Raw genomic sequence first — 11,797 nt, forward strand, 5'->3', positions numbered from 1 at the left:
TAAATATAATCCTAGCGCAGGATTAATTAAGAAATTATAATTCTTGTTATCTGTTGATAATGAGTGTGTTAAATGTAAATATGGCAAAAGTAAAAACCTCATTTTTCTGTCAAAACTGTGGGAATCAGGCTCCTAAATGGTTGGGGAGATGTCCTGCTTGTGGCGAGTGGAATACCTTCGTGGAGGAAGTAGTACAGAAAGATGAACCCACAAAAGGCTCTTGGAAAGTGTCTACTTCGTTGAAAGTAGCTTCCAAACCTAGGGCTATTCAAGAGATTAATTATCAGGAACAAGACCGAATTTTAACAAAAGACAGAGAGTTAAATAGGGTATTAGGAGGAGGCATCGTATTAGGTTCTTTAATCCTGATTGGGGGCGAACCGGGCATTGGGAAATCAACGTTGATGCTTCAAATTGCCTTGATGCTTGATAACTACAAAGTATTATATGTTTCTGGGGAAGAGTCTGAGCATCAAATCAAGATGCGGGCAGAACGGTTGGAAAACAAAAGTGATAATTGCTTTATCCTGACAGAAACCCAAACTCAAAATATCTTTAAGCAAGTAGAGACTTTTGAGCCTGATATTCTGATTATCGACTCTATCCAGACGCTACAATCATCTTTTATTGAAGCAGGCGCAGGAAGTGTGTCGCAAGTAAAAGAATGTGCGGCTGAATTAATGAAATTCGCAAAAGAATCAGGCACGCCTGTGTTTATCATAGGACATATCACCAAAGACGGTTCGTTGGCTGGTCCGAAGGTATTAGAACACATGGTAGATACCGTCCTTCAGTTTGAAGGCGACCGCCATTTGGCGTATAGGATTCTACGCACTACTAAGAATCGTTTTGGTAGTACGTCTGAATTAGGCATTTATGAAATGCTCAATTCGGGATTAAGAGAGGTATCTAATCCTTCCGAAATCTTGATTTCGCAAAGGGATGAAGACTTTTCGGGGATTACCATCGGGGCTATGCTAGAGGGCAATCGCCCGTTGTTAATAGAAACCCAGTCGCTAGTTTCTATCGCTACTTATGGCACACCACAACGAAGCTCGACAGGGTTTGATGCCAAACGATTGAATATGCTGTTGGCAGTTTTGGAAAAAAGAGGAGGATTTAGGCTAGGTAATCAAGACGTTTTCTTGAACATTGCAGGAGGGTTGAAAGTTGAAGACCCTGCCATTGATTTAGCCGTTTGTGCTTCCATCGTGTCTTCTTATGAAGATATTTCCATCCCGAGTACCATCTGTTTTGCAGCCGAAGTAGGGCTAGGTGGAGAAATCAGGGCGGTCAATCGCATTGAAAACCGCATTTCCGAAGCCGAAAAATTAGGCTTTAAAGAAATATGGATTTCAAAGTTTAATGCCAAAGGCTTGGATGTAAATAACTATAAAATCAAAGTCAGGATGGCTTCAAGATTGGATGAAGTGTTTATGCAGATTTTGAGGAAATAATTTGAATATGAGTCATTTCAAATTTTCATTACAATAGAGAAGTTTAACAAAATAGCCTCGTAGAGGCGAAATATCGGTAGCTACTACCGATATTTCGTTCCTAACGGAACTATAAATTACTCATATTTTTTATAACTCATTACCATGTATACTCAATGAAATTAAGGTATAAATGATATTCTGAGTCTTGACACTATTAAAAATTTCTTTCAAATGCTTCGTCAAAGCTTCTTCTGTTTCTATGGCTGAAGAATATAAGGTTGAATCTAAATAGATACTGCAAGGATAGAAAAACAGCGATTTTTGTTCGATTGTTAATAGTGAATACTGATATCCTTTTGAATTGAGAATTTTAGTATCTGGGGCTTCTATTTCAAAGATATACTTAATGATGCCACTATTGTTTTCAATCGTTTTCCTGATACTTGCTTTAATCGTTTGTTGGGTGATTTGTTCTAAAAAACTAGCTTGTTCTAATAAAACTACTTTAGGACTGCGTACGGGTTTATTCAGAGAAAATTCTGGCCAAAGGTTTTCTGATTTCATAATAAGGCGGATATTATAGTATAAATTATGGTTAGTATGTTATTTTTAAACGGTATTCTAAATTCAAATTTCTATCGGTTTTTATTGAAATAGAAAAATTTGTACGATTAAAGTAATATACATTTTTGGGTTTAAAATCAATGATTAAGCGGTTTATAACTGATTTTAATCAAAATGTTATATATTTTTTAAGAATAAGAATATAATCTATTTAAGAAATATATTACTTATTAAATCAATTTCAATATAGTGCATTTTTTCAATATTCTTCAATTCTTTTCCCACTTTTTAGAAGTCTTAGCTGCAAGTTTGTATTTTTGTAAAAACATATACATTATTCATTTTCAATAGTTAATTTGATTTTCAATCATTGATGTTCAGCCTACTTTTTGAGCAAATAATACAGATTGAATTTTTTTAATAATCACATGGCAAGACCTTCTAAAAATACTGACGACACAACTAAACCCATCAAAAAAGCTAACGAAACACCCCTTGCCAAACAGTATAATCAAATAAAAGCGCGTTACCCGGGAGCATTACTATTATTCAGAGTAGGTGATTTTTACGAAACTTTTGGAGAAGATGCCGTGCGTGCTTCAAAGATTTTGGGTATTACGCTTACGCGTAGAAATAACGGTACTGCCGACGACCATCTGGCTGGTTTTCCCCACCATTCCTTAGATACTTATTTACCACGTTTAGTCCGTGCGGGTGAACGTGTAGCTATTTGCGACCAACTAGAAGACCCTGCCACTGCCAAAGGCATTGTAAAAAGGGGCGTGACCGAATTGGTTACCCCAGGGGTTTCGTATAACGATAACGTACTTGATACCAAGCAGAACAACTACTTAGCGGCTATCAGTTTTTCCTCTTTTTCTTCGGAAATCATAGGGATTGCTTTCCTAGATATTTCTACAGGGGAATTTCTGTGTTCACAAGGAAGTCCTGCTTATATCGAAAAACTTTTGCAAAGCTTTGGCCCTTCAGAGGTGCTTTTTTGTAAGAAGAGCAGACAAGAATTTACTGCGTTGTTTGGTGATAAGTTCAATACATTCGGCATTGATGATTGGGCGTTTACCCGTGATTTTACCTATCCATTGCTAACGAATCATTTCAAAACCAATTCGTTAAAAGGTTTTGGGATAGAGTCTTTGGCAGAAGGTATCATTGCCGCAGGGGTAGTGATGCACTATTTGGCAGAAACAGAACACAAAGAAGTAAGCCATATTTCCAGAATCAATCGACTGGAAGAAGAAAAATATGTGTGGTTGGATAGGTTTACTATCCGCAATTTGGAATTGGTCTCTGCCCAACAAGAAGGGGGTATTTCTTTGATTCAAATTCTTGATCAAACCATGACTCCGATGGGAGCAAGGTTACTTAGGAAATGGTTAGTATTGCCTTTGAAAGAAAAATCTTTGATTCAGGAGCGTTTAGAAACGGTTTCATTTTTCAAAGAAAATACTGATTTGCGTGAATTTATTGAGCAACAGCTAAAACCCATTGGAGATTTAGAACGCCTTATTTCAAAAGTAGCTGTTCGTAGAATCAATCCGCGTGAATTAGCTACGTTAAAAAGAGCCTTGTCGCGTATAGAGCCTATCAGGGAATTATTGATAAATTCAGTGCATTCTGAAGACAAAACAAAATCGGCTCAGACGGCCAACGTAACGATGTTACGGAAGTATGCCGACCAGTTGAATCCTTGTCAGTTTTTGTTAGATAAAATTGAAAATGAGTTGCGTGACGAATCATTGCCAATTGTGACAAACCAAGGGTGCATGATTAAGGCTGGGGTTGACGAAGAATTAGACAGACTTTTAGGCATTGCTCATACGGGGAAAGACTTTTTATTACAATTACAAAATCGTGAGATAGAGCGTACAGGGATTTCGTCATTAAAGGTTTCTTTCAATAAAGTATTTGGGTATTATCTGGAAGTGACCAATGCCCATAAAGATAAAGTGCCGAATGATTGGATTCGTAAGCAAACCTTAGTAAATGCCGAACGATACATTACCCCCGAACTAAAGGAATATGAAGAAACCATTTTGGGTGCAGAAGATAAAATTGCCGTCATCGAATTTAGGATTTTTAATGAATTAGTCAATGTCGCAAACGATTATGTACATCAGATTCAGCAGAATGCTAAAATCATAGCTGTATTGGATGTACTGACGAATTTTGCAAAAATTGCTGAGAAAAATAATTATGCGAAACCACAAGTATCTGATAGTAAAGAGCTTGTAATTAAAGACGGTCGCCATCCAGTTATTGAACAGCAATTACCTTTAGGGGAAAATTATGTGCCTAACGATTTGTTTTTGGATGACTCGAGCCAACAGATTATCATTATCACAGGCCCAAACATGGCAGGTAAATCTGCCCTCTTACGTCAGACGGCGCTGATTGTGTTAATGGCACAAATTGGCTGTTTTGTGCCTGCTAGTGAAGCTAAAATTGGGGTTGTCGATAAAGTATTTACCAGAGTAGGAGCAAGCGATAACCTTTCAAAAGGGGAGTCGACTTTCATGGTAGAAATGACTGAAACGGCAAGTATTTTGAATAATCTTTCTGATAGAAGCCTTGTGTTAATGGATGAGATTGGTAGAGGAACTAGTACGTATGATGGCGTATCTATCGCATGGGCAATTGCTGAACATTTGCATAATCATGCGAACTATCGCCCTAAAACACTCTTTGCTACACATTATCATGAATTGAACGAACTGGCGAATGATTTTCCAAGAATCAAAAACTTTAATGTTTCAGTAAAGGAAATCAATGGCAAGGTAATTTTTATGCGGAAGCTAAAAGAAGGCGGTTCAGAACATAGTTTTGGTATTCATGTGGCGCAGTTGGCAGGTATCCCACAGCCAGTGGTGTATCGTGCAAGTGAGATTTTGGTTGAACTAGAAAAAAATCGCTCAAAAGAACAGCATCGCCAGACAATTCGGGAAATGCCTAAACAGAATTTTCAAATGAATATTTTCGGAGGCGAAGCTAATCCTAAATTTGAGAAAATAGAAAAGCTATTAAAACACCTTGACATCAATGCGATGTCGCCAATTGAAGCACTTTTGAAACTAAATGAGGTGAAGAAAGCTATTGAGTAAGTTCAGTTCAATAATTTAAAAACCGTGTTCTGTGTGCCACAGAACACGGTTTGAGAACACCAACAAAGTCAACCTCTTATCACTAGGTAGGGATTTAAGTCCCTCCCTAGTGATAAGAGGTTGCTGTCAACAATAGTCATAATATTGAACTATAAGATTATGTTTATAAATTTATAGTTCAATATACAACATAATGTTATCCTGTAGTTGGCTAAATCAATGATATAATATTTATGAAAAAAGCTTTTATCCTATTTATGATAGTTTTGTGTGGCAATGTTGGGTTTGCCCAGCGTTTCTACGCTACTGTTTTTGATAACCTCCCTCAAAGCTATCAACTCTATCCAAGAAATGAAAAAAACGAAGCCTCAGTCCCTATCTCTGGAAGAATAGAACTGGAAGGATGGTCATATTTTTCCCTCAAAGTATATCGCAACAAGCAGTTAATTGCCTATCAAAGAGCGCCTGTTAGCTATAAGAATAGCCTTGGTACTTTTGCCTTTACGCCTGTTGTGATTAAAGCCGAAAAAGCGGAATACGACTTTAAAATATTTGCTGTAAAAGGAACAGATTCCTTGGATTTAGTTACCAGAGAAAATGTAGTCGCTGGCGATGTGTATGTAATTACGGGGCAATCAAACTCTACGGCATTTTTTTCAGAAACCCAAACGAATGAATTTTGTAGAACCTTTGGTAAAATAACGGGAACATATAATGTTGAAGATTATAATCCAGCGGATACGCTATGGACGTTATCTAACCAAGAAGTATATTTCAAAAATGTAGGAACGCTTGGCTATCAATTCCAGAAATACATATTAGATAATTTTGGTATCCCTACTTGTTTGATTAATGCAGGCTTTCACTGGTCTTCTGCTCGTCAGCATGCCAATCGTACGGCATCCAACCCCGCAGATTTGAACAATGGATATGGTAGAATGCTATATCGTTTGCAAAAAGCAGGAGTAGACAAATATGTTAAAGCACTAATTTACAGACAAGGAGAAACGGAAGCTTATGGAGAAGGGGCTGATTTTGGAGGATACTTCGATACGTTTTATAAGAACCTGAAACTAGATTTACCGTCTATTAAACAACTGTACGTCTATCAAATAGACATTATCAATCCAGCTGTGGGCGAAGCTCCCAAAGTGCGAGAAACCCAAAGAGCTTTGGTTGATAAATATCAGAACCTACAGGTGGTGGCTTCCATAGGCACAGCAGGTTTTGATGGGTTACATTATACTACAGAAGGCTATACCCAGAATGCTATAGAATTAGGCTGGTTGGCTGGTCGTGATTTTTATAATGTATCCAATACGGATAATATAGATGCCCCTAACGTCCGAAAGGCGTACTTTTCTCAAGCCGATAAAAGTGAAATAACAATCACTTTTCCAGTGGGACAAGAGCTTACTTGGAACGAGAAAACAAGGAATCTTTTGATGAAAGATTTTTTCTATTTGGATGGTGTAGCAGGTAATGTAGTCAGTGGCACGACAGCTGGCAATAAAGTAATCTTAAAATTAAAGACGAGTAGCTCGGCAACTAAAATCTCTTATTTGCCTTCTTTTATAGAACCCACCAGTCCCGACTATCCATATACTGGTCCATACATCACGAATAAAAAAGGGTTGAGGGCACTTTCCTTTTATGAATTCAAATTAGAGGAAGTTCCTACTACTAAGTTAAATGCTGTAGCCACTAATTTTGAAACGATAAAATTACAATGGGAGGCTATCGCAGGAATTAATGGCTATATTATTGAAAGAAAAACTGCGTCAACAGCTTTTCAACAGATTGCCCAATTGAGTGCTAATACCTTGGTTTATGAAGATAAATCTTTGAAAGGAGGAGAGCTTTATACCTACCGCATAAAAGCAGTGGGCAATTATTGGGAGTCGCTGTACGCGAATGCCGAAGCTAAAACGCTTGCTTATTTAGCCACACCTGTATTGGGTGTAAACATTGTTTATAACAATTCCCTGAGTCTTTCATGGCAAGCTGTTGCCCAATCAACTGCTTATCAGATTGAAAGAAAAGTAGGGACAGAAGATTTTAAACTATTGAGTACTCAACCTGCCAATCAGTTGACGTTAGTGGATAAAGATTTAACGCCTAATACCGCGTATGCATACAGGATTAAAGCCATCGGAAATTTGACGGAATCATTATATACTACCGTTGAAAGTAAGACTCCTGCATTATTAGCGACGCCTGTGTTACAAGCTGAATCAGTAGCCTATGGCATTGCTAAAATTTCATGGAAGAGTATTCCTAATGCGACTAGTTATGTGTTAGAAAGAAAAGTGACTGAATCAGGGAGCTACGCGGAGTTAGCCAAATTGGATGCTACAAGAACTGATTTTTTGGATATGCCACTCACCGAAAAAACGAATTATTATTATCGTTTGAAGGCTTTTGGAGATAAAACAGAGTCGCTGTATGCTGCTATGTTGACAGTTACTACACAATCAGTTTTGGGGATAGAGGAGGAGCAAAATTTGGGTTTAAAATTATATCCTAATCCGAATAAAGGACTTCTGATAATTGACTTCCCGAAATCGGTAAGTGGGCAAATTTCAATCATTGATTTTAGAGGTGTAAAATTAGTAGAACAGCCAATCAAACAGAGCGATACACATCAAATTGATTTAAGCCATTTAGCAAAGGGGAGTTATATTGTCATCTTTAACAATAGCGATACGAGTATCTCTAAAAAACTTATCCTTGAGTAATATTTTGGGTATTCAAGGATAAAAATATTCTTGAATACCTGATTTTTATGAAAGCCTGTCTAATAATTAACTTCCATCAAAAATAGTCCTTGCGGAGGCGCAGCACCACCAGCTTTTTGGCGATTTTTAGATTGAATGATTTTTTCAAAGTCTTCAATACTGATTTTGCCCATCCCTACCTCAATCAACGTTCCCACAATAGCCCTTACCATTCCCCTGAGGAAACGGTTTGATTTGATGTGAAATACCAAGATACCATTTTCTCTTTCTTCCCAACGTGCTTCCATGATGGTACAATTGAAAGTGAATACCTGCGAATGCAATTTGCTAAAGCACTCAAAGTCTATGTACTGAAAAAAGTATTTACAAGCCTCGTTCATGGCTTCGATGTTCAATTCAGGCGTGAATTGATAACATAAATCTATCAAGAATGGATTTTTCTTTCTGGAGATATGATATTCGTATTTTCGTGAACTTGCCTCAAACCTAGAATGATAGTCATCTGCTACTTCAAAAATGTTTAAGATTGAAATATCAAAAGGAAGCATTTTATTCATTCTGTAAACGATATTCGCTGGATTCGGAATGGCTTCTTCTAAATCAAAATGGGCAGTTTGGTGCTTGGCATGAACGCCCGTATCAGTTCTGCTACTTCCTACAATTTCAATCGGTTTTCTTAATAAAATAGACAGTACTTTTTCTATCTCTCCCTGAATAGTACGGGAGTTTTCCTGTGCTTGCCAACCACAATAATTTGTGCCTTTATATGAGCATTCTATAAAATATCGCATTTGCCTTTAAAAGGTAATAGTTGTATGAAAGGAAACATGGGCATCCCAAATTTTCTTAAAATAAGGAAGTTTAACAAAAAGCCTCATAGAGGCGATATATCGGTAGCCATAAACAACATTATCCTCGAAGCCCCATCGGGGCGAAATATTTCGCCCCGATGGGGCTTCGAGGAATTAGCAAACAGCGGCTACCGATATAGTGTTCCTAACGGAACTATAATCTACATCAATAAAAAAGCGGTCAAAATTAGTTTTTCGACCGCTTCTTTTTGATGTTAAAACTCGGGATGACTTATGTTCAATGAATGTATGAAGAAAACTATTTCATATTATGATATACGTTCTGAACATCGTCATCTTCTTCCAAACGTTCGATTAGTTTTTCAACATCGGCCATTTGTTCTTCCGTTAGTTCTTTGGTATCATTCGGAATTCTTTCAAAATCTGCTCCTAATAATTCAAAACCTTTTTCTTCTAAGAATTTTTGGATAGCTCCAAAGGCTGTGAATTCTCCATAGATGTTTACTTGATTGGTTTCTAAATCCAAGAAAATCTCGTCAGCACCGTAATCAATTAGTTCTAATTCTAATTCTTCAACGTCTATTTCAGCCGTTTTAGCAATTTTGAAAACAGATTTACGTTCGAAAATAAAATCTAACATCCCTGTTGTACCTACGCTACCTCCACATTTAGTAAAATGACTTCTGATATTGGCAATAGAACGATTGGTATTATCTGTAGTACATTCTACTAATACAGCAACACCATGCGCCGCATATCCTTCATACACAATCTCTTTATAGTCTTCTTGCTCTTTAGATGATGCTTTTTTGATAGCACGCTCCACATTGTCTTTCGGCATATTTACTGCCTTGGCATTCTGGATAATGGCCCGTAAACGTGAATTTGAATGAGGGTCTGGTCCACCCGATTTTACTGCAATGACAATATCTTTACCGATTTTGGTAAATGTTTTTGCCATTTGTCCCCATCGCTTAAATTTTCTTGCTTTACGAAATTCAAATGCTCTTCCCATTTCTATTTTTAATTGTGATTGCTACCTTTTCTTTTTGAGTTTGCAAAGTTAGGAATTATTAGGTTTTTACGCAAAGGAGAGTTTGTTTTAGCCTTTGCGATTCTACAAAAAAAGCCCATGAATTTCACGGGCTTCTCAAGAATTATATTTTTGTTGACCTACCAACCATCATCAGCTTTTGGTTTTACGTTGGCCGCAGATGATTTTTTTACGGCTGGTTTGTTCGTAGCAGCTACTGGGCTTGCCGAAGCAGCAGTTCCTTTTACTTGCGTATCCAAGTCTGTACGGCTGAAAACACGGCTAACGATTTTCCAATCGTTGCCAAATTTTAGCATACTCAATAAGTCAACATATTTAAAATCACCGAAACGTAATTCAACGGTTGCTAAGGCAGATACCCCAATGTATGAATATCCAACTAGTTTTGTCGAACCTCCTTTTGTTTCTATTCCTCCAGCAGGAGTCGTCGAAATAAATTTAGCCACAGGAATATCTTGCAAAGCGCCTGTATTGGTATTTACAGTCCTGAGCATAGCCGTTGGGTGAAAAGCAAGGTTCAATCGGGCTGCATCACCTTTTAAAACACCATCCAAATAATTATTTACACAAGTTTTAATAGCATCATCTTCACTCTGTGCCTTTACAGAAAATGAAAGACATAACAACAAGCAAAAGGAATGGAGGAGTAACTTTGAGATTCTCATGTTTTTTGTAATTTTCATAAAGGTTTTTGTCCCTCTAAAATTAGCTTTTTTTTATGATTTAACGACTTTTTTAATACTTTATTATTGAGTAATTCTTACCAAATTATTCTATTTCTAATTCGCCAGGCATGTTTTCTCCGCTCATAAAATACCATGCTTTATCTGGATATAAAATAGATTGTGCTACTTTTATTCTACCTAAGGCCCTGTTGGAAACATTCTGTAGAATAATGATAGATGAATTGTCTCTATTATTGTGCATATAATAGTTTTTAAATCCATGCCACCAACCTGTATGGAAGGTCAGCCAAGTGCCATCATCCAGTAGTTGAAGACGCCAGCCATAGCCATAGTTTTTGGTGAGTAAGTTTTTAAAAGAATGCACTGGCAAGAAAGCTTCGTTCAGGGTAGTCATTTTTACTAATTTCTCGCTGTTCAAAGCCATGTCCCACTTATACAAGTCTTCCACGGTTGAATATACTCCTTTGTCGCCCACTACGCCATCTAGGTGGTCGAATGGTACTGGCCAGAAACCTCTGCGACGAGGGGTATAACCAATGGCGGCTGTAGCGTTCAATTCGGGCTTGCTAGGGTCATACACAAAACTTCTTGACATACCCGCGGGTGCAAATAAATTTCGTTTGGCATATTCCCTAAAGTTCATCCCCGAGAGCTTCTCGACGATATAAGCTAACAAAGCGTAGTTTGAATTGTTATAGTTGAATCTGGTATTGGGATAATAATTGATACCGGGCTTATAACGAGCAAACAAATCGACTACCTGACTATTTGTCAAGGGTACTTTTTTATTGACAATTTTGTCTAAACAGTACACATAATTCGGAATACCCGAACTATGCGACAACAAGCTTTTAATGGTAATACTTGGGTCGTAAGGAAAATTTGGAATGTATTTATAAACAGGGTCATCGTAATCAATCAATCCTTTTTCGTGTAATTGCATGATAGCAACTGCCGTAAACTGTTTGGATACCGAAGCTAACTGAAATTGCGTTTGAGTAGTATTGGTATCTTTGCTCGAAAAATTGGCATAGCCAAAGGCTTTCTTGTAAATAATTTTTCCGTATTGAGAAACCAAAACGGCTCCATTAAATCCATTCAGTTTATGCAATTTTTTAAAAAAAGTATCTAGCTTACTCGCTTTTCTGACAGCTATTTGTGGGTCGAATAGCTTCGCAATGCTATCATTTCTGATGGAAATGTCAGAGGAGGTTTTTTTAGCTAATTGCTTGGGTTGATGTGAGCAGGCTAATAAAACGATGCCTGAGATAAAGCAACTTACAAAAATGTGTTTTGTGTATTTCAATATTATCACGATATGATTAAGGATTATATTTTCTATCGAGTGGTCGATTAATCAAGCAATTTACTGCTGGAATTTGAAA

Annotated in this window: 8 protein-coding genes; 3 read left to right on the plus strand and 5 right to left on the minus strand. The window is 37.3% G+C overall.

The annotated features are described in order from the left end of the window. Positions 1 to 80: 80 nt before the first annotated feature. Positions 81 to 1,457: a DNA repair protein RadA gene (gene radA / locus AC1RNE_RS20220; RefSeq protein WP_323250371.1), complete on the plus strand. Its 1,377-nt coding sequence runs from the start codon at positions 81 to 83 to the stop codon at positions 1,455 to 1,457. A 129-nt stretch (positions 1,458 to 1,586) separates the two neighbouring features. Here the strand turns inward: radA and AC1RNE_RS20225 are convergent, their stop codons facing one another. After that, positions 1,587 to 2,003, minus strand: a complete 417-nt coding sequence (locus AC1RNE_RS20225; RefSeq protein ID WP_492803500.1) for a hypothetical protein — start codon at positions 2,001 to 2,003, stop codon at positions 1,587 to 1,589. A gap of 428 nt (positions 2,004 to 2,431) precedes the next feature. On the opposite strand from AC1RNE_RS20225, the gene mutS reads away from it, so the two are divergent. After that, a complete protein-coding gene (mutS, locus tag AC1RNE_RS20230; protein WP_492803502.1) occupies positions 2,432 to 5,122 on the plus strand; it encodes a DNA mismatch repair protein MutS in 2,691 nt (896 codons plus the stop codon). Positions 5,123 to 5,355: 233 nt separating this feature from the next. Then, the gene (locus AC1RNE_RS20235) at positions 5,356 to 7,860 is read left to right on the plus strand and encodes a T9SS type A sorting domain-containing protein (protein WP_492803503.1); all 2,505 of its coding nucleotides are present in this window, start codon (positions 5,356 to 5,358) and stop codon (positions 7,858 to 7,860) included. A gap of 59 nt (positions 7,861 to 7,919) precedes the next feature. On the opposite strand, the gene truA is transcribed toward AC1RNE_RS20235, so the two are convergent. The 4 genes from truA to AC1RNE_RS20255 form a co-directional block, all read right to left on the minus strand. Then, positions 7,920 to 8,651, minus strand: a complete 732-nt coding sequence (truA, locus tag AC1RNE_RS20240; protein ID WP_492803505.1) for a tRNA pseudouridine(38-40) synthase TruA — start codon at positions 8,649 to 8,651, stop codon at positions 7,920 to 7,922. A 319-nt stretch (positions 8,652 to 8,970) separates the two neighbouring features. After that, positions 8,971 to 9,687 (minus strand): YebC/PmpR family DNA-binding transcriptional regulator, encoded by a 717-nt coding sequence (locus AC1RNE_RS20245; protein ID WP_492803507.1) that lies wholly within the window; start codon positions 9,685 to 9,687, stop codon positions 8,971 to 8,973. Between the two features lie 158 nt (positions 9,688 to 9,845). Continuing rightward, entirely contained in the window at positions 9,846 to 10,391 is a 546-nt protein-coding gene (locus AC1RNE_RS20250; protein WP_492803509.1) for a nuclear transport factor 2 family protein, read from the minus strand. Between the two features lie 103 nt (positions 10,392 to 10,494). Next, a complete protein-coding gene (locus tag AC1RNE_RS20255; protein WP_492803511.1) occupies positions 10,495 to 11,718 on the minus strand; it encodes a serine hydrolase domain-containing protein in 1,224 nt (407 codons plus the stop codon). Positions 11,719 to 11,797 lie beyond the last annotated feature (79 nt).

It is taken from the genome of Arcicella sp. GW822-FHT02H01 (assembly GCF_058802005.1).

Excerpts from the sequence above, each read along its gene's own strand:
- radA (WP_323250371.1), top strand. The coding sequence starts at position 81 with ATGGCAAAAGTAAAAACCTCATTTTTCTGTCAAAACTGTGGGAATCAG.
- AC1RNE_RS20225 (WP_492803500.1), bottom strand. The coding sequence starts at position 2,003 with ATGAAATCAGAAAACCTTTGGCCAGAATTTTCTCTGAATAAACCCGTA.
- mutS (WP_492803502.1), top strand. The coding sequence starts at position 2,432 with ATGGCAAGACCTTCTAAAAATACTGACGACACAACTAAACCCATCAAA.
- AC1RNE_RS20235 (WP_492803503.1), top strand. The coding sequence starts at position 5,356 with ATGAAAAAAGCTTTTATCCTATTTATGATAGTTTTGTGTGGCAATGTT.
- truA (WP_492803505.1), bottom strand. The coding sequence starts at position 8,651 with ATGCGATATTTTATAGAATGCTCATATAAAGGCACAAATTATTGTGGT.
- AC1RNE_RS20245 (WP_492803507.1), bottom strand. The coding sequence starts at position 9,687 with ATGGGAAGAGCATTTGAATTTCGTAAAGCAAGAAAATTTAAGCGATGG.
- AC1RNE_RS20250 (WP_492803509.1), bottom strand. The coding sequence starts at position 10,391 with ATGAGAATCTCAAAGTTACTCCTCCATTCCTTTTGCTTGTTGTTATGT.